Below are 23,529 nucleotides of genomic sequence, written 5' to 3'. Positions count from 1 at the left end.
GTGACAGAACTAAAAATACCGAAACGGCTGACCACTGCGCTGGTGAATTCATTGACAGCGGGTGTTGTACCGCGAATTGGATTGGAGCAGATTGCCGTCGGCCGCAAGCCCGAAGTGGACGCGATATTGCGTGATCTGGATAACATTGCCGAAGGCGGAGCAGCATTTAAACTGATTACAGGAAGGTACGGCAGCGGGAAAAGCTTTCTTTTACAAATGATTCGGAACTATGCGATGGACCGGGAGTTCGTTGTAGCAGATGCAGACCTGTCCCCAGAGCGAAGATTGGTAGGTACCAAAGGTCAAGGACTCGCAACGTACCGAGAACTGATGACCCGTCTGTCCACGCGCACACGTCCGGATGGTGGAGCACTTGAACCGATTCTGCAAAAGTGGATTGCTGCCCTGCAACAGCAAACGATGCAGAACCAGGGTTTGCGACCTGATGATCCTGCCCTGCCGTTAGAGGTAGAGAAGCAGATATACGCGGTCACGAACGAAATGCAGAACCTGGTGCATGGCTTTGATTTTGCCAAAGTTCTTGCTTCGTACTGGAACGGATACAAGCTGGGAGATGATGATCGCAAACAGGCTGCGCTTCGCTGGCTAAGAGGGGAGTATGCCACCAAGACGGAAGCCAAAAAGGAACTTGCTGTCGGCGTGATCATCGATGATGACAACTGGTATGATTATTTCAAATTATGGTCGGAGTTTACGGCACGTATAGGTTATAAAGGATTACTGCTCTTTATTGATGAAGCGGTGAATCTGTACAAGATCACAAATAGCATCTCTCGGCAAAGCAATTATGAGAAATTGCTGACCATGTTTAATGACACGATGCAGGGCAAGGCGGAGCACCTCGGCATCTTTGTTGGCGGTACGCCGCAATTTGTAGAGGATGAGAGGCGCGGATTGTTTAGTTATGAGGCGCTTCGTTCCAGACTGATCGATGGTCGTTATGCAGCGAGAGAATATGCGAATTACACAGGGCCTATTCTAAAGCTTGCGATGTTATCTCATGAAGAGATTCTCATCCTGCTGCAGAAGCTGCGTCAGATTCATGCCCTTCATTTTGGTTACCGGGCCAGCTTGACGGATGAAGATCTGGTTGATTTCATGCAAACGGCGGTGAACCGTCTCGGGGCGGATGAGCTGTTAACAACCCGTGAAGTAGTGCGAGATTTTATGGATGTACTGCATACGCTCCACCAGAATCCGGAAGTGACCTATGCCCAATTGCTTGGTGAGCGGGCAGCCGGGCCACAGGATGGCGGAAAAGGAAATGCATCATCTTCTGCTCCGGATGAGATGGACGATTTTCTGGCGGAATTTGAATTATGAGGGACAATCCTTTTTACAGACTGGCGCCTTTTGTCCAGGAATTTATATATAAAAAAAGATGGGATTCGCTTCGCCCTGCACAGATTGAGGCTTGTCATATCTGCTTCGATACCCCGCATCATATGCTGATCGCGGCAGGAACGGCATCAGGCAAGACGGAAGCAGCCTTTTTTCCAGCACTGACCGAGTTGTATGAACGTCCTTCCAAATCAGTGGGCATTCTGTACATCGGACCACTTAAGGCACTGATCAATGATCAATTCGAGCGCCTGAAGGATCTGCTATCTGAGGGCAACATACCGGTGTGGCACTGGCACGGGGATGTGCCTCAAGCGGAAAAAACACGATTGGTGCGAAATCCGTCCGGCGTGCTCCAGATTACACCGGAATCGCTCGAGGGATTGCTCATGAACCGTCCCAATGCCATACCAGCGCTGTTTCATGATTTGCGGTACGTTATTATTGATGAGGTCCATGCATTTATGGGAGCAGATCGGGGAATTCAGGTATTAAGTGAACTGGCCCGGATTGAGCGGATGGCTGGCTGCAGACCCCGCAGAGTTGGATTATCTGCGACACTGAGTGATTATGAGGCAGCAACTTCATGGCTGGCAGCAGGAACGCAGGAAGGGGTAGATGTCGTGTCTTCTCCAGGTGGCCGCAAGCTGCGCTTGCGGGTGGAGCATTTCTCTTTTCCGGATGCCCGGGATGAGGAGCAGGCTGAACATCTGCACAACGCACGCAAGGCCTTTTACGATTTCATCTATGAGAGTACCCATCGTAAAAAGGCGCTAATCTTCACCAACAGCCGAACGGATGCCGAAGTGACCATCCTTGAAATGAGAAGAGTCGCTGCACGCCGGGAAGAAAGGGATGTATTTCATGTGCATCATGGGAGCATATCATCCATGCTTCGCGAAGAGACGGAGGCGGCCCTGCGGACCGGGGTAGGTCCGGCAGTAGCTGCGGCTACGGTAACATTGGAACTGGGGATTGACCTCGGTGAATTGGAACGGGTTGTGCAGCTCGGTGCCCCTTACAGTGCTTCGAGTTTTGTCCAGCGTCTGGGAAGGTCAGGAAGACGGGATGACATGGCTTCGGAAATGTTATTCGTTTGTCCGGAAGAAGAGGATGAAGAAGCGCAGCTTCCAGCTCGCATGCCATGGACGCTGCTGCGTGCGATTGCTGTCATAGAACTGTATGTGAAGACCAAATGGGTCGAACCGCTTGAGGCTCGCAAAATGCCAATGGGTGTTCTCTACCATCAGACGATGAGCATGCTGAAAAGTATGGGGGAGGCAGAGCCTCGCGAACTCGCGTATGCCGTGCTGTCACTTGCGCCGTTCAGTCAGATCCAGCCCGATCAGTACCAAACATTCTTAAATTATCTGATTGAAACTGATCATCTGCAGTGGACCGAGGAACAGACATTAATCATTGGGCTCACTGGCGAGAAAACGGTGAATAATTATCGCTTTTACGCGGTTTTCAAAGATGATGAGGAACACAAGGTGCTGAATGGTTCAGAGGAAATCGGTTCGATAACGACAGTTCCACCGCCAGGCTATTGCTTTTCCCTTGCAGGAAAGCTTTGGAAAGTCGAAGAAGTGGATCATAAACACAAAGCCGTATATGTGAAGGCGGCCAAAGGCAAAGTGGACACCCTATGGCTAGGAGCGGGGGGTGACATTCATACGCTGGTCATTCAGAAAATGCGTGAGGTTCTGTCGGATTCAGTGATCTATCCTTATCTGTCTCCACAAGCAGTGAATCGCTTGGAGCGTGCACGCCGGTTGGCTCGGGAAAGCGGATTGCTGAAGCAGGTGGTTATTCCGGCTGGTGGTGATTCCCTGTATGTTCTCCCTTGGGTGGGAAGCAAATCGTTTCGTACACTGGAACGACTGATGAAGCATAATCTGTCCGATCGATTTGCGCTGCGGTCTGTCGTGCCCATGGAGCCTTATTATTTTGTCGTCTCTGGTAAAGTGGATGCACGAACACTACTGGCAGAGATTATGAGCGAATGCCGAACCGTTGAGGATGCTTCAGGACTGCTGGCGGAAGACGAGGCCCCGTATCTAGGCAAATACGATGAATTTGTGGCCCCGGCACTGATCCGGGAAGCTTTTGCCGTGGATGGCTTGGATCTGCAAGGTTTACAGGAGGGTTTGGAACAAACGCTGGCTTGGGAATCTCCTGAATGAGATAACGCCGTGGATGATATTCTTCGATACCCCTAGCTGTCCAATTTCATTTTCGATTGAATGATGGGGTTGACACCATCTCACCTGCCATGTAATATATGAAAAGTCGTCACATACGTAACATCACAAAAGCATACTTCATTTCGTATAACCTCGCAGGCCAAAAGTGTACACAGGGCGAGGGTCTCTACGGGAAGCCTATACTTCCTAACTACGATGCCAGGAATTTCATTTATTCCTTGCACGAAGTTAGGATTTTTTGCGTTTGGATGGCAGGTTGTGACTTTGGCATGGATTAGACATGCGGACGTATTATCGATCATCAGGAGGTTTATTCATAATGAAATACTATTTGTCCGTTCTCGCTGGAGCGATGAGCTATGGCATCTTATCAACTATAGTTGTGCTGGCATACGGTGAAGGATATCAACTCGGAGAGGTTGTCGGTTCACAGCTGGTCACGGGGTTCATCCTGTCCTGGTTGCTGGCATTATACACGAAATTTAAAACAAAACGCAGATCACAAACTAGCAAAACAGCAGCAGCGACCCGTGTGTTTACGCGACTTACGTGGAAGCAGCGTCTACTGTTAATGGCTGCAGGTACGCCAACAGTAATTACAGGTTTGGTATATTATCAGTCATTACGTTACATTCCCGCATCCCTCGCCATTATTCTCTTGTTTCAGTTTACTTGGATTAGCGTGTTGATTCAGGCGATAAGTAAACGGCAACGTCCAGACAAAGTAACCTTCCTAACACTCATTATTCTGTTCGGAGGTACTCTCCTTGCTGCAGGATTCCTGGAGCAGGGACTGAGCGAGTTTAACGGTCTGGGAATTGCACTCGGACTGATGGCTGCTGTGAGTTATTCACTGTTTGTGCTGTTTAGCGGCAAAGCTGTCCCGTCAGCTCATCCTGCTTTTCGCAGCGCGTGGATGGTTACTGGCGGATTGATTCTGCTCTGCATTCTGTTCCCGCCGACATTCCTGTTTAACGGACTGATCTGGAGCCAGCTGCTTGTGTTCGGATTACTGCTCGGTTTCTTCGGTGCTTTCATTCCGCCAGTGTTGTTCGCCATTGGGGTTCCTCATATTGGGGGCGATATGGCAGGCATTCTGGGTGCAGTAGAGCTTCCGGTTGCGGTGTTGTTATCTTCCATCGTGCTTCATGAGCATGTTAGTGGACTGCAGTGGTTTGGCGTCATTATCGTTCTGATCGGCGTTGCACTGCCAGAGTTATATAAGCTAAGGCTGAAACGGAGTCGAAGTGCTCCGCAGTATTCCTCTTAACTAACCCAGTAAGCCGGGGATGCGCTAGAGTTATCATGGATATAAATATAAAACAGTAGAGAAGCCTGAGTAATCAGGCTTTTTCTAATGAAACGAAGTTTTCAGTTGGATATACAGCCCTCACTTGCTAAGTATGATCAGACATGGCCCATAGGAGCCATTTTCTTCTGCAGCGGGTTAAGGTATGATATAGGCTGTACATTTATTTCAGGAAAAGAGGCATGCTGATATGAATAGCTCGATTAAGAAAATGTGGCCGTGGCTCACGCTGGGCCTTGCTGTTATTGTATTACTCGGATCATTTTTGGTTTATTTCATGGGCAAGGACATGTCTCCAGGGGCAGGAAGTTCGGTAACGGCGCAAGCGAAGACGTCTGAAGAATTGGAAGGATATGAAGTTATTGATGTGAATGTGAGTAATGACGGATTTGAGCCTGGGGTGATTGAAGTTAAAGCCGGAGTTCCCACTAAAATTAATTTTATTCTTACCCGGTCAGTCACCCATGTGAAATCGGTTGGTTCACAGGATCTGGGAATGGATTTGTACATGCAAAAAGGAGACAACTACTACACGGTTGATGAAAATTTGCAGCCTGGAGAATATGAAATTCACTGCGGCATGTATATGATATACGGAACAATTAAGGTCGTTTAAACGAGAGGAGCAGAGTCGGTGCCAAGCTGGCTTTGCTCCTCTTTTGCATGCGTGCTATCATGTACTTGTGAGACATTCCATCTGGAGGTGGCCTAATATGAAAGCGCTATTTATTGGAGGAACGGGTACAATCAGTACAGCAATTACGCATCAGCTCGCGAGTCAGGGTTGTGAGCTTTACTTGATCAATCGGGGCAATCGTAATGATGATCTGCCCGCGGAAGTCAATGTGCTGCAGGCCGACATCAACGATGAAGAACGGGTGGCAGAACTCATTGCGGATCTTGAATTTGATGTCGTTGCAGACTTTATAGCTTTTGTCCCGTCACAGCTCGAAAGAGATTATCGTTTATTCAAAGACAAAACCAAACAGTTCATATTCATAAGCTCGGCATCAGCCTATCAGACACCACTTGCCGACTATCGCATTACGGAAGGTACACCATTATCCAATCCCTACTGGGAGTATTCACGCAATAAGATCGCCTGCGAAGATTATCTGATGAAGCAGTACCGGGAGCATGGCTTTCCGGTGACGATTGTACGTCCAAGCCATACGTATGGTGACCTGTCTGTGCCTCTGGGCGTGCATGGTGCCAAAGGAAGCTGGCAGGTTCTCAAGCGAATTCGTGAAGGCAAACCCGTAATCATTCACGGTGACGGCACATCACTATGGACGATTACGCATAATAGTGATTTTGCCAAAGGTTTTATCGGTCTTATGGGTAATATCCATGCCATTGGTGAGTCTGTACATATTACCTCGGACGAGTCCGTGACGTGGAACCAAATCTATGAAATTATCGCTGGAGTACTTGGTGTCAAGCTGAATGCGGTTCATGTCCCATCGGAATTCCTGGCTGCATGCAGTGATCAGGACCTTCGCGGCGGTTTGCTTGGAGATAAGGCCAATACGGTTGTATTCGACAATAGCAAACTCAAGAGGCTTGTACCTGAATTTGTAGCAACAACGAGAGCGGATCAGGGAATACGGAAAACGATACAGTATATGCTTGATCATCCAGAGCTGCAAACCGAAGATCCTGAATTTGATGTTTGGTGTGACAAGGTGGTTGGAGCTCTGGACGAAGCGTTGAAGAAGATTAGAGAATAGAAGTGAGGGGACAGTCATGACCCAGACGGGGCATCGAATCGTCAAGGAAATAACCAAAACGTTGACATTGGACTACTTGCTGCACATTCCAGATACGGAAGACCAACCAGCGGATAAGAAGTGGCCTGTTATTCTGTTTCTTCACGGATCAGGCGAACGTGGCAGTGATTTGAATAAGGTGAAAGCGAACGGACTTCCGAACATTGTAGATCAGGACAAGAGCTTTCCGTTTATCGTCATATCACCTCAATGTCCGGAGGATGAATTCTGGGCAATGGAAAAGGAAGCTCTGCATGCCATTGTTGAACATGTGCTGGAGAACTATCCTGCAGATCCGAAGAGAGTATATCTTACCGGATTAAGCATGGGCGGTTACGGGGCATGGCATCTACCCATCGACTATCCCCATGTATTTGCTGCCGTAGCCCCCGTGTGCGGGGGAATCGATCCTTCCAAAGCAGAAGCCTTGCGTGATGTGCCGATCTGGGCATTTCACGGTGCCAAGGACGATGTCGTTCCTCTCTCGGAATCACAAGGAATTGTGGATGCCCTTGAAGCGATAGAGGCAAACGTGAAGCTGACTGTCTATCCGGAAGGGAACCATAATGCTTGGGATGAGACATACAGCAATCCGGACCTGTACAAGTGGTTTCTGAGTCACTCCTTGTAAACTTTTATGTATCATCCTTGCTGGTAGAGCCACCAAGTGCATTAACCCTGCCAATAATGCTATAATAGGTTGCTAATATGATAAAAAGGGTAATGAACTATGGTGATGAATGATGAATAACAAGTTTATCCGAATCTACGAAGATATCGCAGCTCATATTCGGACTGGAGAGATCGAGGCTGGTTCGCTTCTGCCATCGGAGCTTGATTTGTCCGAAAGCTATCAGACGTCCAGAGAGACGATACGCAAAGCGCTGAAAATGCTGTATGAAGAAGGTTACATTCAGAAAATTCAGGGTAAGGGATCCATTGTATTGGATATCCGCAAGATTGATTTTCCCATTTCGGGACTGGTCAGCTTCAAGGAACTGGCCAAGAAAATGGGACAGCGGGCAAGAACGCATGTTGAGGAACTAGAGGAACTGAAGGTAGATCAGGCTTTGTTTAAAACCATTCATTTTGGGATGGGCGAACAAGTGTGGAAAATCGTGCGTGTAAGAAATGTGGATGGAGAACGTGTCATTCTGGACAAAGACTATGTCAGTCAACGGCTTGTTCCGGGATTAACCAAAGAGATATGTAATGATTCCATATACGAGTACATTGAGGATCAGCTCGGATTGTCCATTTCTTTTGCCAAGAAAGAGATCTTGGTGGAAGAGCCTACCGAAGAAGATCGAAGACTGATGGATCTGGAAGGTTTCCACAATGTGGTCGTTGTACGCAGTCAGGTCTACCTGGAGGATGCGAGTCCTTTTCAGTTCACGGAATCCCGGCACCGTCCGGACAAGTTCAGGTTTGTTGATTTTGCAAGACGTAAATAATTGTATTGGATTAAAAAGAAATGCCTGTCCACTTCTTCATCTTTGGACGGGTATTTCTTTTTTTTCATAAAGAGTTAAGAATGAGTTGACTGGTAAGCGTTTTCATTTTATTATAATCTCATAACTTAAACGATAAAGTAAATTATAAACAAAAAAATTTAAAATTATTTGTTTTTATAACTTTATTAATCAGCTGATAAATTTGATTTTAGTTAACCTGTTGCCTTATGTAGGGTTAATTGAAATATAAAAAACTCAGGAGGTTATATGCCATGGCCAAGTTGCAAAAGGGTACAATCTTAACAGTCATTGCAGCACTGATGTTTGTCATTTTGGGGAGCGCGGCGCCCAAAGCCGCAGCAGCTACAGGTTTTTACGTGAATGGAGGCAAATTGTACGATTCTACGGGTAAACCATTTTACATGAGGGGTATCAATCATGGGCACTCCTGGTTTAAAAATGATTTGAACACGGCTATCCCTGCGATCGCAAAAACGGGTGCCAATACGGTACGAATTGTTTTATCAAACGGTACACAATACACCAAGGATGATCTGAATTCCGTAAAAAACATCATTAATGTCGTAAATGCAAACAAGATGATTGCTGTGCTGGAAGTACACGATGCCACTGGGAAAGATGACTACAATTCGTTGGATGCAGCGGTCAACTACTGGATAAGCATCAAGGAAGCGCTGATCGGGAAGGAAGATCGGGTTATTGTAAACATTGCAAATGAGTGGTACGGAACATGGAACGGAAGCGCGTGGGCTGACGGGTACAAAAAAGCTATTCCGAAATTAAGAGATGCGGGTATTAAAAATACCTTGATTGTAGATGCAGCAGGCTGGGGTCAGTACCCTCAATCGATCGTCGATTACGGACAAAGTGTATTCGCCGCGGATTCACAGAAAAATACGGTGTTTTCCATTCACATGTATGAGTATGCAGGCAAGGATGCGGCCACCGTCAAATCCAATATGGAAAATGTGCTGAATAAGGGGCTGGCCTTAATCATTGGTGAGTTCGGAGGATATCACACCAATGGAGATGTCGATGAATATGCAATCATGAAATATGGTCAGGAAAAAGGGGTAGGATGGCTTGCATGGTCTTGGTACGGTAATAGCTCTGGATTAAACTATCTTGATTTGGCAACAGGACCTAACGGCAGTTTGACGAGCTATGGTAATACGGTTGTCAATGATACTTACGGAATTAAAAACACGTCCCAAAAAGCGGGAATCTTTTAAAGCTATACCTATTTCAATCGATATTGTTCGGTAAGCATGATTGAATTTTAAACGGCATGTTAAAACTCTACTGGTTTTCACTGCATTCTTGACACTCTGACGGCAGCGTCAGGGTGTCTTTTAATTAAACGAATTAGCAGGGAGATCGATCTTTTGAATATTTCCGTTTATATTTAAAATCTTTTGTTTTCAAAACAAAACAAAGATGTTAAACTCTGATTAGGAATAAAACAAACATTATCGGAGGGAAATGAATGGTACAGAGTTTATGGAATTCTTCACAGGCTTCTGAGCAAACAACGGGACTTGAGCAGCTGGTTTACCGATCCAATCTGATTGGCGCAGACCGCAGTGTATGCAACATTTATGGTGGAAATACGTCTACCAAAACAACAGTGAAGGATTTTCGTGGACGTGATGTAGAAGTCATGTACGTGAAAGGAAGTGGCTCCGACCTGGGCTCAATGCAAGCGAAGCATTTTACAGGCCTGGCTCTGGAAGACATTCGTCCCCTGATTGAACGTGAATCAATGACGGATGAAGAGATGGTTGAATATTTGGGTCATTGCATGATCGATTCCAAGCACCCTCGTGCTTCGATCGAGACCTTGCTGCATGCATTTCTTCCATATAACCATGTGGACCACACACATCCGGATGCAATTATCAGTCTGTGCTGTGCAGATAACGGGAAAGAGTTGGCGAGAGAGATTTATGGAGATCGGTTTGTATGGGTCCCATATGTTCGCCCAGGTTTTACATTATCCAAGATGATTGCTGAAAGCGTATTCGCGAATCCGAATGCGGAACTGGTTCTAATGGAGAAGCACGGACTCGTCACTTGGGGAGAGACGTCCGAGGAATGTTACGCACAGACCATCAAGATTATCAATGAGGCGGAAGCGTTCATTGAAGCTCGTGTGGATGAAGGAAGTTTGTTTGGTGGCGTTAAACATCCGGCGCTTGCTGCTGAAGTGCGGCGTGAGATTGTAGCCAAAATCATGCCAACGCTCCGCGGTGCAGTATCGGATAGCAAAAAAATGATTCTGTCCTATGACGATCAGGACGATGTACTTGCTTTTGTCGGTGGAGCCAATTCACCAGAGCTGTCACAGGTGGGGGCGGCATGCCCGGATCATCTGGTACATACCAAAGTCGTTCCGTTGTTCATCGACTGGACGCCGGATGCCGAGGATATCGATGGTCTGAAAGCCAAGCTGACCGAAGGCGTAGCTCAATACAAAGAGCAGTACAAACAGTATTTTGAAAGCAACAAAAACGACGGCGATGTCATGTTTGAAGCAGCCCCTCGCGTTATTCTCATCCCGGGTGTGGGCATGATCAACACAGGCAAGAGCTGGGCGCTATCCCAAGTAAGCGGAGCACTGTATCACCGTGCGATTGCCGTAATGCGGGGCGCGACGAGCCTGGGTAAATTCGTATCCCTTAGTGCAAATGAGTCTTACAATGTAGAATACTGGCCGCTTGAATTGTATAAATTGTCCCTTGCACCGGCCGAGACGGAATTCTCCCGGAAAGTAGCGTTTATTACAGGTGGCGCCGGTGGGATCGGCAGTGAGACTGCACGCAGGCTGGTATCCGAGGGGGCTCACGTCGTTCTGGCTGACCTGAACCTGGAAGGGGCTCAAAAAGTAGCCCAGGAAATCAATGACCAATATGGTGCTAATCGCGCATATGCGCTAAAAATGGATGTAACGGATGAGGCAGCTGTGCAATCGGCATACGCTGAAGTAGCTGTACAATATGGTGGAGTGGACATTATCGTTAACAATGCGGGTCTTGCCACATCGAGTCCATTTGACGAAACATCCCTGAAGGAATGGAACCTCAACATGAATGTGCTGGGTACCGGATACTTCCTCGTTGCCCGTGAAGCGTTCAAGCTGATGAAACAGCAGGGAATAGGCGGCAGTATGGTCTTCATCGGGTCGAAAAACTCGGTCTATGCTGGTAAAAGTGCATCGGCATACAGCTCGGCGAAAGCCCTTGAAGCTCACCTTGCACGTTGTATTGCAGCTGAAGGCGGCGAATATGGCATTCGTGTCAACACGATACTTCCTGACGCGATTCTGCAAGGGTCTGCGATCTGGAATGGTTCCTGGAGAAACGAACGTGCGGCAGCGTATGGTATTGAGCCCGATCAACTGGAGGAGTACTACCGTAAGCGTACGACATTGCTCGTAAATATTTATCCGAAAGATATTGCGGAAGGAATTGCCTTCTTTGCTTCTTCCAAATCCGAGAAAACAACCGGATGCATGATGACCATTGATGGCGGTGTACCGGCAGCATTTACACGTTAAGAGGAGGGTTTCTGCGAATGGATAACCAAGTCAAGCAAGCGTATGAAGCAGCCAAATTGTTATATGCCCAGCATGGAATTGATACGGATGAAGTATTGGAGAAGCTTGCAGAGATCAAGGTATCTGTGCATTGCTGGCAAGGTGATGATGTGAAAGGCTTTTTGAACCAGGATGGAGAGTTGACGGGAGGCATTTCCGTTACAGGTCAATATCCGGGTGCAGCAACCACTCCTGCTGAACTTCGGGCGGATCTGGAACAGGCCTTTTCGCTGATACCAGGCAAGCATAAGGTCAATCTGCATGCGATCTATACCGATACGGACGAAAAAGTGGAGCTGGATCAGATTGAACCCAAGCATTATGAGAAATGGGTGCAATGGGCGAAGGAGCAGGGACTGGGGCTTGATTTCAACCCGACGTGTTTTTCTCACGAGAAATCGAGCGACGGGTTTACACTGAGTCATCCTGATCCGGAGATCCGCAAGTTCTGGATTGATCACTGCAAGGCGTCTCGGCGCATCGGCGCTTATTTCGGCGAGCAATTAGGCCAGACGTGCGTAACCAACGTTTGGGTTCCTGATGGCTTCAAGGATAATCCGGTTGATCGCATGACACCACGCAAACGCCTTAAGGATTCGTTGGATCAAGTATTTGCAGAGAAGCTTGATCCGAAGCATAATCTGGACGCGGTTGAGAGTAAACTGTTCGGCCTTGGTTCGGAAGCTTACGTGGTTGGGTCACACGAGTTTTATATGGGATATGGATTGCAAAATGATACCTTGATCTGCTTGGATGCAGGCCATTTCCATCCCACAGAGGTCATCTCCAACAAGCTGTCCTCCCTTGCACTCTTTACAAGTGGCATTCTGCTGCATGTGAGCCGTCCAATGCGTTGGGATAGTGACCATGTCGTCATTATGGACGATGAACTGTTGGAAATTGCACGCGAACTTGTTCGTCACGACCTGTTGCCAACGACGCATGTGGGTCTTGATTTCTTTGATGCCAGTATCAATCGGGTAGCGGCTTGGGTTGTTGGAACGCGTAACACGATCAAAGCTCTGCTGCGTGCCATGCTGGAACCGGTGGATGCACTAAAAGCCGCTGAACTGCAAGGTGATTATACGGTTCGGCTTGCACTGACTGAAGAATTCAAATCCTATCCATTTGGTGCCATCTGGGATTATTATTGTGCCCAGCAGGGAGTGCCTGTTCGCGAGAAATGGATCTCCGAGATCAAAACCTATGAAGAAGATGTTTTGCTGCAGCGTGGTAAATCGCTCGTTTAACTTAATCTTGTAAAGCAATTTTGTATTACTTCATCCTAAACTGATAAAAGTCCGCATTGGAGCCTGCGTTCGATTGCGGGCTTTTTGGCGTTGCAATCATTCACGATGCATAAGTAAACCGAGAAATAACATACTACAAATACATAAACAGACTTATAGAATAGCCCAGCTACTGCAGCAAAGCGAAAAGGAGGATGCTTCAAATTGAATCTAGCCCACAATAAGTTGTATGTCGCTGCACTTGGCGGCGTAAACGAAATTGGTAAGAACATGTACATTATTCAGTACAACAAGGATATTATCGTCATCGATTGTGGTTCCAAATTTCCGGATGAGACCTTGCCGGGCATCGATCTGATTATTCCGGACGTCTCCTACTTGCTGGAGAATCTGGACCAAGTGAGAGCACTTGTGGTTACTCATGGACACGAAGATCACATTGGGGGCATACCCTATTTTCTGAAACAAATGAATATCCCTGTATATGCATCCAGGCTTACCCGAGGGTTGATTGAACTGAAGCTGAAAGAGCATAACATGCTGCGAACGGCAGATCTTCATACAATCGATGCTCACTCCACTGTAAAGCTGGGGGATATCGACGTTTCCTTTTTTGCAACGAGCCACAGCATCCCGGACTGCCTGGGTGTCTTCTTCCGTACACCTGGTGGAAATGTGGTACATACCGGCGATTTCAAGTTCGACATGTCACCCGTGAATGGGCCTTATCCTGACCTGTATCGAATGGCTGAGATTGGTAAACAGGGCGTTCATCTATTGCTGTCCGAGAGTACGAATGCTGAACGGCCTGGATTTACACCCTCGGAGCGAGTTGTAGGTGATCGTATTCTGGATGCATTTATTCGAGCCAGGCAAAAAATATTTATCTCCACCTTCGCTTCTAATGTCAGCCGGGTCCAGCAAATTGTGAATGCCACCTTTGAGACTGGGCGCAAACTGGCCTTGCTGGGCAGAAGCATGGTTAACGTCGTGTCGGTTGCCAGTGAACTGGGATACCTTGATGTTCCTGATGGTCTGCTGATTGAAGCGATCGATGTGGATCAGTTTCCTCCCGAACAAGTGGTCATTCTCTGTACGGGAAGCCAAGGTGAACCTATGGCTGCACTGTCTCGGCTCGCAACAGGTAAGCACCCTCATGTGAGAGTGGCAGCAGGTGACACCGTCATTATTGCAGCAGGAGCAATTCCGGGCAACGAACGCAATTTAGCCCACGTTATTGATAACCTGTATGTACTGGGAGCAAGAGTACTATATGGTTCGAGCGGGTCGGGGGGAATGCATGTATCGGGGCATGGCAGTCAGGAAGAGCTAAAGCTGATGCTTACACTCATGAAGCCGGATTATCTGGTTCCTATCCACGGCGAATTCCGCATGCTGTACCAGCACCGATTGCTGGCTGAAGCGGTTGGCATAGACCCGGATCACGTATTTATCGTAAATAATGGTGACATGATTCAGTACAAGGACGGCGAGGCATCACCGGGTCCCAAAATCGCTTCAGGCAACAGTCTGGTTGACGGCTTGATTATGGGGGATGTAGGTAATATTGTGCTTCGGGATCGCAGACAGTTATCGTCAGACGGTATGCTAGTCATTGTGACGACACTTAGCAAAACGGAGAAGCAAATGGTCACATCTCCAGAGATCATTTCCAGAGGATTCGTGTTTGTGAAAGACTCGGAGGAATTTATGCAGGAGATTCATGCCCTGGTACTGTCCAGAATGGAAGAATTGACCGGAGCCGGAGTGAACCAGTGGAATGTCATCAAAAGAAAGCTTAAGGACGAGATCGGACATTACATTTATGCCCAGACGAAACGAAGACCGATGATCCTGCCTATTATCATAGAGGTATGAAAAATGGTTAGAATAAGAAAAAGCCTGAGGAATGCTCATTCATATTTAATGAATAGGCAACTCCTTCAGGCTTTTTGTTTATTGTTTGATTAAAAAATTCTGTTCACTATCTTCTGCGACTATTAATCCTTCAATAAACCGGATTGTCTCACAGAGGAGAAGAACTGATGGAATTGTTCGATGTTCAACTGCTGCGCACTATCGGATAGCGCGACCGCTGGATTGGGATGCACTTCCACCATAACGCCGTCGGCACCAGCCGCCAGAGCAGCTTTGGCGCATGGAGCCAGAATATCTTTGCGTCCGGTAGAGTGGGTTACATCCACCAAAACGGGAAGATGGGTTTCCTGTTTTAGAATAGGAACGGCAGAGATATCAAGGGTATTGCGTGTGGCTTTTTCATAAGTGCGAATCCCTCGTTCGATCAGCATGACTTGTTTATTCCCACGGGACACGACATACTCCGCAGCATGCACGAATTCATCAATGGTTGCTGCCAACCCTCGTTTTAGCAAAATCGGAATACGAGCGTCGCCTGCTGCTTTGAGCAACTCGAAGTTTTGCATGTTTCGGGCACCGATCTGGATCACATCGATGTAATCCGCTGCCAGCTCGATATGGCCTGGATGCACAATCTCACTGATCGTTTTGAGACCGAACTCGTCAGCCACTTCCTTGAGAATTTTCAGTCCTTCAATCCCTAGGCCCTGAAAATCATATGGAGAGGTACGTGGTTTAAACGCTCCGCCGCGCATAACCGAGATCCCGGCTTCTTTCAAAGCTTTGGCAACCTCCCGGACTTGCTCGTAACTCTCGACGGAACAAGGTCCGGCAATCATTATTGGTTTGCCCGCCCCAACCTGAATGTCACCAATGGAAACGATCGTATCCTCCTGCTGGTTTTTACGGCTAACGAGAAGCTGTTTCTTGTGATCGTCGACCTGCAAATGCAGCGAAGCCTGAAAGATCTGCTTGAACAGCAGCTTGATGGCATCATCATGGAAAGGCCCAGGATTGGCTGCCGTCAATTCTTCGAGCATTTCTTTCTCACGAACGGGGTCAAACTTGGGAACGCCCTGTTTTTCCTTGATCTGTCCAATTTCCTGTGTGATTTGCGCCCGCTCTGATAGTAAGTGAAGCAGATCATGGTTAATCTCATTCAATCGGCTTCGTAATTGTTCCAAGGATTTGTTCTCGTCCATTTACAACCACTCCTCCATTACGTTGGATATGAATTCATTTTATTGAAAAACAAAAAAGCCCTTCATCCGCAAGGGACGAAGAAGCCGTGGTACCACCCTAATTAGAAACGGTTCAGCCTGATTGCAGGCATGCCGAATCTCACTTTGACCTTTTAACGCAAGGAACGGATTGTCCTAGAAGCTGACTCTTGAAGAAGCCGCTTTTCAGCAATCGGCTCGGGAGTGAACTTCGGCGGATGGTTGCCTCGGGTGCTCTCAGTCTTTGGCACCACGTCCCTGTAATCAACGCCAGATTCCGCTTACTCTTTCCGTCATAGCCTGTAAACTGTTTATTGATATGTTAGTATTCCATCGTGCACGATATGAATTGAAGTTATACTAGCATGTACACCATATACATGCAATGAATTGAAGTGATGCCGCACATCAATAACGCTGTACTGCAGCACAATGCTATTCGCCACATTGACGTCAACCAAGTATAATAAGAAGGGTGCTTTATCCATTTTCATTTTTAAGCTGTACACAAGAGGAGTAACTATGAACAAAACCATTTCTGATATCGCTCAACTGGCCGGCGTGGCCAAAAGCACCGTTTCCCGTTTTCTGAATGGCGGTTCGGTCAGTGAAGATACACGTCAGAAGATTGAGCGCATTATCAAACAATATAATTACGTACCGAACACCTTTGCACAGAGCCTCAAAGCGAAGAAAACCAGTATTATCGGAACAGTCGTCCCGCGGCTGGACTCATTTGCAACTTCACAGACGCTTATCGGCATAGATGAGGAATTAAGAACCAATCAGTACCAGATGTTGATTGCCAATACAAGCCAGGATATGCACCGCGAGATCGACGCCATTTATGATTTTGCAAGGCAGAAGGTATCCGGCATTATTCTGCTTGCCGCAGAAGTGACTGAAGCACATCTGAAGGCAGTCGAAGAGATTGGCATTCCGGTGTTATTGGTGGGACAACAGCATGAACGTCTGCATAGTCTGGTTCACAACGATGACCAGGCCGGATACGATATGGGCAAATATGTGGTGGAGAAGGGGCATCGCCAGATTGTTTATATTGGAGTAACGGAGAGGGACCAGGCCGTCGGCATACATCGCAGACAGGGATTTCAGCGTGCCATCGCCGAAAATGGCGGGGATCTGTGTAATGTTACCTACTATGAGACAAGCTTCAAAATGTCCGAAGCGATCGTTACAGCAGAAGCCATTCTTCGGGACAATAAACCGAGCATCATTGTAGGTGCCACGGATAACATCGCACTTGGTGTTATGAAGACTGCTTTCTCTAACAAGATTCGAATACCTCATGAATTGTCAGTAGCTGGATTTGGCGGATACGATATCACGGAAATGATTCATCCGGCGCTGACAACAGTGAAATTTCATTATTTGCAGGCCGGTAAACTGGCTGCGAGCCATATGATTCGTCAGGTTACAGGTGAGCCGGTAGGGAAGCAAACTATACTTGATGTGGAATTGATTCCCCGAGAAAGCGTTGACAACGTATAAACGTATCCTTTATGATAATTCCATCGAACCGGTTCCATTCGTTTGAGATACTCGAATTGGAATAGTGGTTTTGGCTGTATGCCGTGGAATTATTTTTTTATTTGCGTTGGAACCGGTTCCTCTTCAATGTAATGATTTTAGGCAAGGTTAGGAGATATGTTATGAAAATGACCAGAGAGCAGCGCTACCGATTCATTGAGCAGGCGGAAGAAGGAGAGATTGATAAGCTGAAAGCGTTGATTTCCGCTTGCTCGTGGAGACAATCCTATCATATTCAACCTGTTACGGGTTTACTCAATGATCCTAACGGATTCTCATACTACCAAGGACACTATCATCTCTTCTATCAATGGTTTCCTCTGGGAACAGAGCACGGAATGAAATATTGGTATCATGTTCGCTCGACAGATCTTGTGAACTGGGAGCAGGTGGGCATCGGCATCCGTCCCGGTGATAAGTTCGATTCGCACGGGGCTTACTCAGGAAGTGCCATTGTCAAGGATGACAAGCTGCATTTGCTCTATACAGGCAATACCAGGGATGAAGCATGGATCAGACATCCGTTTCAATGCTTGGCGATAATGGATGAAAGCGGTTCAGTTGTGAAAGCCGAGCAGCCTGTTATATCGTCAGTACCGTCCGGATACACAGAACATTTCAGGGACCCGAAGGTTTGGCAGGATGGGGATACCTATTATTGTGTAATTGGAGCACAGCGGACAGACATGACAGGATGCGCGGTGTTGTATCAATCATCCGACCTCACCACGTGGGAGTTTCTGGGTGAGATCCAGACGCATCTCTCCCAATTCGGCTATATGTGGGAGTGTCCGGATTACTTTGAGATGAATGGCAGGGGCGTGCTTCTTTTTTCACCGCAGGGTATCGAAGGTGACGGGGATTTGTACAACAACATTTTTCAGTCAGGTTACCTGATTGGTGAGCCATTGAATCTACAGACAATAGAGTTTGATCATGATCGTTTTCAGGAATTGGATCGCGGGTTCGATTTTTATGCGCCACAATCGATGGAAGCGCCGGACGGAAGACGCATATTGATTGGATGGATGGGACTTCCGGAAGTGGAGTATCCAACTGATGCGAGTGGGTGGGCACATTGCCTTACGATCCCGCGCCAGTTGTCCTTGAAAGACAGCAAACTCATTCAGCAGCCTGTAGATGAGATGAAGAAATTGCGTCAACAATCCGAGGGGCACCGTTATCAAACGACACTTGAGAACAGATCTGAAAGTGTTGCTGCATTCAGAGGCACTGCCTATGAGCTGGAGTGTGAAATCAATCATTTTGATGCTGAACGATTCGGGATTGAATTTCGAACAGGCGGTGAAGAAAAGACCGTTTTGCAATACGACCGTCTCCAGCAAAAGTTGATACTGGACCGAACCTTATCAGGTGCTCCAATGGGGGGCATGAATGGCACGGTACGCCAGTGCAAACTGAACGGAGATCGGATCAAGTTACAACTGTTTGTAGATACGTCATCGGTTGAAATCTTTGTCAATGATGGGGAAGAGGTATTCACAAGCCGAATTTTCCCAAGCCCCGAAAGTACGGGAATTCGCTTTTTTGCGAGTGGAGGCAAGGCTGAGTTCAAAGCGACCAAATGGGATTACTAGATATCAGGTGAGGGGAATGAATTACCATGTCGGATAACCAACAAATAGCCAAGGAAGTCATTCAAGCCATTGGGGGCAAAGATAACATCGCATCATTTGCCCATTGCGCGACACGTCTTCGCATTATGGTGAATGACAAAGAGAAAATCGATCAGAAGCAGGTCGAGAATATAGACAAGGTCAAGGGTGCCTTCTTCAATTCCGGACAGTATCAGATTATTTTTGGGACGGGTACCGTGAACCGAATCTTTGAAGAGGTCGAGAAGTTTGGAATCGAAGGTACCTCCAAGGAAGATGTGAAGAATCAGGGGAAAAAGGAAGGCAATACATTTCAACGAGCAATCCGCACGTTCGGAGATGTGTTCGTACCTATTATTCCTGTACTGGTGGCTACAGGGTTGTTCATGGGGCTGCGCGGACTGCTTACCCAGAATGAGATTTTGTCCTTGTTCGGTGCAACCCCTGAGGACATTTCGCCCAATTTCCTGTTGTTTACCCAAGTTCTGACGGACACTGCATTCGCATTCCTGCCTGCACTGGTGGCCTGGTCTGCATTCCGCGTATTTGGCGGCAGCCCTGTGCTCGGGATTGTGCTCGGACTGATGCTTGTCAATCCGGCACTGCCGAATGCTTATGCTGTGGCAGATGGATCGGCTCAAGCATTGCACATGTTCGGATTTATACCCGTTGTAGGCTATCAGGGGTCCGTTTTACCTGCATTTTTTGTGGGACTTATTGGAGCGAAGTTCGAAAAGGTTTTGAGAAGACGCGTGCCGGAGGCACTGGACCTGATCCTCACGCCTTTTATCACACTAACGGTTATGATCACATTGGGACTCTTTGCCATCGGTCCTGTCTTTCATTCGCTTGAAGAGTGGGTGCTGCATGGGACGACAGCTGTCCTGGACCTTCCATTCGGTATTGCCGGATTAATTATTGGTTTCTTCAATCAGATTATTGTCGTTACCGGTGTGCATCATATCTTTAATTTTTTGGAAATCCAGCTGCTGGAGAAAACCGGTTATAATCCGTTCAACGCCATCGTAACTTCTGCAATGGCTGCACAAGGAGCCGCTTGTTTAGCGGTAGGATTAAAAACAAAGAATACGAAACTCAAGGCACTTGCCCTGCCATCGTCCTTATCCGCTTTTCTCGGGATTAGTGAACCTGCCATTTTTGGGGTAAACTTGCGCTTCATGAAACCGTTCATTATGGGATTGATTGGTGGCGGAGTCGGTGGTTTTCTCGCATCCTTGTTCCATCTGAAGGGTACAGGCATGGCCGTAACGGTGATTCCGGGTACATTGCTGTATCTGAACAGTCAGCTGCCTCTGTACATTCTTGTGAATGTGGTTGCTGTGGGTGTAGCCTTTGCGTTAACCTGGTTCTTCGGTTACAAGGATCAGCCACTTGCTGTAGAAGAGACAACGAAGAGTGGCAGTGAGAGTGATCCTTCGGCTGTCCAAACCGCAGGTATGGATGATCGTATCAATCAAACAGCTGTACATCGGCCTCAGGTGGATATGTTAGAAATTGCTTCGCCGATGACCGGTACAGCGGTGGCTTTGGCCAACGTGCCTGATCCTGCATTTTCAGAGAAGCATATGGGAGAGGGGATTGCCATTGAGCCTACGGAGGGTAGAGTGTTCGCACCTTTTGATGGCGTCGTAGCCCATGTGATGAACAAGAGTAAGCACGCTGTCATTCTGGAGCATGAGACTGGCCTGCAGATGTTTGTTCACGTTGGAATCAATACCGTAGGTCTAAAGGGAGAGGGCTTTACCGCTCATGTCCAAAGCGGAGAGGTAGTCACCGCTGGACAGTTATTGATTGAGTTCGACATGAACGCAATCCAGGCTGCGGGGCTGCCACTCATCACTCCCGTTCTGATCCCGAACGGAAATGAAATGATAGAAGAAGTGCAGACGGCCAAGATTGGCAGCGTACAGGCGAATGGGGACAACATCCTTGTCGTGAAGTTTAAACAATAATGACCAAAGCAGGCAGAGAGAGCTGATGAATTTGACCAGACTCATTGCCTGCTTTTTTTGCTATTCCTTCATGTAACAAGTGTATTAAAACGAATAATAGGTGAATGCATATTCCATCAAAAAGGCACGCACCTGTTCCTGGCTCATAGGCAAATTCCCGCAGTTATCCAGATTGAAGATCAGATTGTCCAGGCATTTTAGAAGAAAATGAGTACGAACCTCTCCCCACAGACATTGGTGCTCGGTGATGTAGTGGATAGCTTGCTTCGGTTCCAGCCCTTTTAACCCTCCGAATACCGTAGCCCATTTGACCAGATCGGCGGGCTCTGAACCTCTCGGTAAATTAAATTCTGCAAATCCGTGAATGCCTCCACATGAAATTTTGAACAATCTACAGTAGCTGTCTGAATGTTTGTGAGGGAGTAAGGGCAGCTTTCGCATATCGTACCGAATGATTTCCATGGAAGTAATCTTCATTTCATGGTTTATTGTTATTTGATTTATGAGTTCACAACTCGGAAACACGCCACCAACCTCCATCAAATGTATGCGACTTTAAGTTCTTCAACCATTGATTTATGTTACGGCTGAGTGACGATGAAGTAAAGTGTCGGGGGTCTTTTATTTACCGCATTTAAGTGCTTCCGGGTGGACATTTCCGTGATGTAAGCGATTAAATCGGGATCGGTCTGCTATTTTTGCTGATTACATCCGTTTATTTCATTGGCTTATTTCCTCCACGGTAAATTGAAGCTAGATGAAGCCAGGAGTAGATTATGGTTAAAATGAACTTGAGTTTCGCCAGAATTGGTTGATTTACGCAGTAAATCGTTCCCTTACTGCCTTGCAGACCTGCGAGTACAGGACTATGATTCGCTCATACCGTGTCAGAGGATATTTATTCTTGCTGGCTTGGAGACGAAGGTGAGGGAGTACGATGGTGGAAGACGCTGTAATGTTAGTTTCAACGGGACAGAGCTCAGCAGGTATGGAGTTTGTTCGTTTATTGCTGAAGAGGGGAATGGATGTAATCGTGCTTGTCCACAATGCAGAAGAGGAACGGCAGCTGACTAATTTGATCGGTAAAATCTCTGTGTATCGCCTCTATCCCTCTGGTTCGGCAGACAAGACGCCCGTTGCTATAGATTGGGCGGTGAAACATGCCTTTGTATTTGAAAGAAATCTGCCAGAGTGCTGTCAGGACATTCAATTATGCCATAGCTGGTGCCCGCAGCGGCTTTATGTAGTTACAAGCAGCCTGAATCCGGTTCAGCTGGTTTACCGCGGGTTGGGAGCCTCATATGTCATACACAGCCGAAGTGGTGATATATCGTTTGTATTGTGATAGGTCGGTCATGCAAAAATAACAAGCGGTGATCTCGAATAATGAGATGACCGCTTGACATATGTTCGGCTCTACAAACCTGCTTGCCGCTTCAGCCGTTCTGCAATCTGTAACAGATCTTCCGCAGAGACGCCAGGGGCGAATTCTTCCGGCAGGTCCGGCAGATCGGGAATAGCGCCACTGTGTCCGGGCAGCCCTGCGAATGCCTCCAGTTTTCCGCCATCTGTCGGATGTGTGCCTTTCCAGATCTGGGCGATGTTCTGGTAGTCCTTGTCACTAAAGGTGTAAAGCCTACGATGTTCACCCATGGCTTCCCATTTCCGGGTCGTATCAAACACCTTATTGTCCAGGCGGGGAATAGGGAACATCTTGGTCACATCAACGCCAGTTGCAATCTGCAGCGCTTTGGCATAAGCGAGAATATGTACGCCACCACGGACGAGCAGATAACCGGTCATCTCCCGGGCAGTTGGATGATCCGTCATCTCGTATACTCTCATCTTGTGGGTACGTGCACCACATTCGAGGAAAAAATTATGCAGCAGGTCGAAGATCAGATTGCCGCTGTTCACGACATAGGAACCGTTCCAGGGTCTGCCCATGGAATCAAACGGGAGCGCAGTCTGAGCCGATTCAATGAAATGTGAAGTGATTCGAGCATCCTTACCTGCACGAAGCGGGGTGGTATCAGGGTCTCCTGGAGCAGTAGTACCAACCAGCATCAGATTAATGGTATTGGCGACAAGCTCCACATGACCGAATTCTTCAGCCGTAATACTTGCCACAATGTCATAAAAGGCACGCAGCTTTTTTTTGCCCCGGAAGTTGAAGGACTGAAACATATAGTTGTTTAACGTGGACATCTCGCCAAACTTTCCACCAAGCAGTTCCTGGACTGCGCTTGCTCCATTGGGGTCAGGGTTATTGGAGATCGGCAGTTCAATTGCAAGGCGGTCTACCCGTTTAAACATATATTGCC

18 protein-coding genes are annotated in these 23,529 nt (G+C 47.4%); 15 read left to right on the top strand and 3 right to left on the bottom strand.

The features are described 5' to 3' along the window. The 11 genes from CHH60_RS05990 (at position 1) to CHH60_RS05940 (ending at position 14,845) form a co-directional block, all read left to right on the top strand. The gene (locus tag CHH60_RS05990; RefSeq protein WP_095358369.1) at positions 1-1,344 is read left to right on the top strand and encodes an ATP-binding protein; all 1,344 of its coding nucleotides are present in this window, start codon (positions 1-3) and stop codon (positions 1,342-1,344) included. After that, positions 1,341-3,548, top strand: coding sequence for a DEAD/DEAH box helicase (locus tag CHH60_RS05985; RefSeq protein ID WP_095358368.1), 2,208 nt, complete (start codon positions 1,341-1,343; stop codon positions 3,546-3,548). Before CHH60_RS05990 ends, CHH60_RS05985 begins: the two co-directional genes overlap by 4 nt. Before the next feature lie 340 nt (positions 3,549-3,888). Beyond that, complete coding sequence (locus CHH60_RS05980; RefSeq protein WP_095358367.1) at positions 3,889-4,839, top strand: EamA family transporter; 951 nt, start codon at positions 3,889-3,891, stop codon at positions 4,837-4,839. Positions 4,840-5,068: 229 nt separating this feature from the next. Beyond that, a complete protein-coding gene (locus CHH60_RS05975; RefSeq protein ID WP_095358366.1) occupies positions 5,069-5,494 on the top strand; it encodes a cupredoxin domain-containing protein in 426 nt (141 codons plus the stop codon). Between the two features lie 97 nt (positions 5,495-5,591). Further along, on the top strand, positions 5,592-6,608 hold the full coding sequence (locus tag CHH60_RS05970) for an SDR family oxidoreductase (protein ID WP_095358365.1): 1,017 nt from the start codon (positions 5,592-5,594) through the stop codon (positions 6,606-6,608). Between the two features lie 16 nt (positions 6,609-6,624). Continuing rightward, entirely contained in the window at positions 6,625-7,278 is a 654-nt protein-coding gene (locus tag CHH60_RS05965; RefSeq protein WP_095358364.1) for a prolyl oligopeptidase family serine peptidase, read from the top strand. A 112-nt stretch (positions 7,279-7,390) separates the two neighbouring features. Further along, the gene (gene treR, locus CHH60_RS05960) at positions 7,391-8,101 is read left to right on the top strand and encodes a trehalose operon repressor (RefSeq protein WP_095358363.1); all 711 of its coding nucleotides are present in this window, start codon (positions 7,391-7,393) and stop codon (positions 8,099-8,101) included. Positions 8,102-8,373: 272 nt separating this feature from the next. After that, positions 8,374-9,354, top strand: coding sequence for a glycoside hydrolase family 5 protein (locus tag CHH60_RS05955; protein WP_095358362.1), 981 nt, complete (start codon positions 8,374-8,376; stop codon positions 9,352-9,354). A 254-nt stretch (positions 9,355-9,608) separates the two neighbouring features. After that, positions 9,609-11,678 (top strand): bifunctional aldolase/short-chain dehydrogenase, encoded by a 2,070-nt coding sequence (locus CHH60_RS05950; RefSeq protein ID WP_095358361.1) that lies wholly within the window; start codon positions 9,609-9,611, stop codon positions 11,676-11,678. 17 nt (positions 11,679-11,695) lie between these two features. Beyond that, positions 11,696-12,967, top strand: a complete 1,272-nt coding sequence (gene rhaA / locus CHH60_RS05945; protein WP_095358360.1) for an L-rhamnose isomerase — start codon at positions 11,696-11,698, stop codon at positions 12,965-12,967. A gap of 204 nt (positions 12,968-13,171) precedes the next feature. Further along, positions 13,172-14,845 carry a ribonuclease J gene (locus tag CHH60_RS05940; protein ID WP_095358359.1) on the top strand — a complete coding sequence of 558 codons (1,674 nt, stop codon included), beginning with the start codon at positions 13,172-13,174 and terminating at the stop codon, positions 14,843-14,845. A gap of 122 nt (positions 14,846-14,967) precedes the next feature. Here CHH60_RS05940 and CHH60_RS05935 read toward each other — a convergent pair whose 3' ends face one another. After that, complete coding sequence (locus tag CHH60_RS05935) at positions 14,968-16,047, bottom strand: bifunctional 3-deoxy-7-phosphoheptulonate synthase/chorismate mutase (RefSeq protein WP_095358358.1); 1,080 nt, start codon at positions 16,045-16,047, stop codon at positions 14,968-14,970. A gap of 540 nt (positions 16,048-16,587) precedes the next feature. On the opposite strand from CHH60_RS05935, the gene CHH60_RS05930 reads away from it, so the two are divergent. From CHH60_RS05930 to CHH60_RS05920, 3 genes are all read left to right on the top strand, one after another. Continuing rightward, on the top strand, positions 16,588-17,577 hold the full coding sequence (locus CHH60_RS05930; RefSeq protein ID WP_095358357.1) for a LacI family DNA-binding transcriptional regulator: 990 nt from the start codon (positions 16,588-16,590) through the stop codon (positions 17,575-17,577). Between the two features lie 161 nt (positions 17,578-17,738). Next, the gene (locus CHH60_RS05925; RefSeq protein WP_095358356.1) at positions 17,739-19,214 is read left to right on the top strand and encodes a glycoside hydrolase family 32 protein; all 1,476 of its coding nucleotides are present in this window, start codon (positions 17,739-17,741) and stop codon (positions 19,212-19,214) included. 26 nt (positions 19,215-19,240) lie between these two features. Next, complete coding sequence (locus CHH60_RS05920; protein WP_095358355.1) at positions 19,241-21,205, top strand: sucrose-specific PTS transporter subunit IIBC; 1,965 nt, start codon at positions 19,241-19,243, stop codon at positions 21,203-21,205. Between the two features lie 84 nt (positions 21,206-21,289). Here the strand turns inward: CHH60_RS05920 and CHH60_RS05915 are convergent, their stop codons facing one another. Continuing rightward, complete coding sequence (locus CHH60_RS05915) at positions 21,290-21,595, bottom strand: hypothetical protein (RefSeq protein ID WP_217989974.1); 306 nt, start codon at positions 21,593-21,595, stop codon at positions 21,290-21,292. Positions 21,596-22,160: 565 nt separating this feature from the next. On the opposite strand from CHH60_RS05915, the gene CHH60_RS05910 reads away from it, so the two are divergent. After that, positions 22,161-22,550 carry a hypothetical protein gene (locus tag CHH60_RS05910; RefSeq protein ID WP_141236939.1) on the top strand — a complete coding sequence of 130 codons (390 nt, stop codon included), beginning with the start codon at positions 22,161-22,163 and terminating at the stop codon, positions 22,548-22,550. Positions 22,551-22,621: 71 nt separating this feature from the next. On the opposite strand, the gene CHH60_RS05905 is transcribed toward CHH60_RS05910, so the two are convergent. Beyond that, entirely contained in the window at positions 22,622-23,521 is a 900-nt protein-coding gene (locus CHH60_RS05905; RefSeq protein ID WP_095358352.1) for a manganese catalase family protein, read from the bottom strand. Positions 23,522-23,529: the final 8 nt, after the last annotated feature.

The organism is Paenibacillus sp. 7523-1 (assembly GCF_002276415.1).
Classification (GTDB): Bacteria; Bacillota; Bacilli; order Paenibacillales; family Paenibacillaceae; genus Paenibacillus; species Paenibacillus illinoisensis_A.
Note: the sequence above shows the minus strand (reverse complement) of the source record. Positions and strands in the feature narration are given on the sequence as shown.

Bases quoted from the DNA above. Each gene is read 5' to 3' on its own strand.
- CHH60_RS05955 (WP_095358362.1), top strand. From the start codon at position 8,374: ATGGCCAAGTTGCAAAAGGGTACAATCTTAACAGTCATTGCAGCACTG.
- CHH60_RS05910 (WP_141236939.1), top strand. From the start codon at position 22,161: ATGTTAGTTTCAACGGGACAGAGCTCAGCAGGTATGGAGTTTGTTCGT.
- CHH60_RS05985 (WP_095358368.1), top strand. From the start codon at position 1,341: ATGAGGGACAATCCTTTTTACAGACTGGCGCCTTTTGTCCAGGAATTT.
- CHH60_RS05930 (WP_095358357.1), top strand. From the start codon at position 16,588: ATGAACAAAACCATTTCTGATATCGCTCAACTGGCCGGCGTGGCCAAA.
- CHH60_RS05970 (WP_095358365.1), top strand. From the start codon at position 5,592: ATGAAAGCGCTATTTATTGGAGGAACGGGTACAATCAGTACAGCAATT.
- CHH60_RS05965 (WP_095358364.1), top strand. From the start codon at position 6,625: ATGACCCAGACGGGGCATCGAATCGTCAAGGAAATAACCAAAACGTTG.
- CHH60_RS05980 (WP_095358367.1), top strand. From the start codon at position 3,889: ATGAAATACTATTTGTCCGTTCTCGCTGGAGCGATGAGCTATGGCATC.
- rhaA (WP_095358360.1), top strand. From the start codon at position 11,696: ATGGATAACCAAGTCAAGCAAGCGTATGAAGCAGCCAAATTGTTATAT.
- treR (WP_095358363.1), top strand. From the start codon at position 7,391: ATGAATAACAAGTTTATCCGAATCTACGAAGATATCGCAGCTCATATT.
- CHH60_RS05920 (WP_095358355.1), top strand. From the start codon at position 19,241: ATGTCGGATAACCAACAAATAGCCAAGGAAGTCATTCAAGCCATTGGG.
- CHH60_RS05950 (WP_095358361.1), top strand. From the start codon at position 9,609: ATGGTACAGAGTTTATGGAATTCTTCACAGGCTTCTGAGCAAACAACG.
- CHH60_RS05925 (WP_095358356.1), top strand. From the start codon at position 17,739: ATGAAAATGACCAGAGAGCAGCGCTACCGATTCATTGAGCAGGCGGAA.
- CHH60_RS05905 (WP_095358352.1), bottom strand. From the start codon at position 23,521: ATGTTTAAACGGGTAGACCGCCTTGCAATTGAACTGCCGATCTCCAAT.
- CHH60_RS05975 (WP_095358366.1), top strand. From the start codon at position 5,069: ATGAATAGCTCGATTAAGAAAATGTGGCCGTGGCTCACGCTGGGCCTT.
- CHH60_RS05935 (WP_095358358.1), bottom strand. From the start codon at position 16,047: ATGGACGAGAACAAATCCTTGGAACAATTACGAAGCCGATTGAATGAG.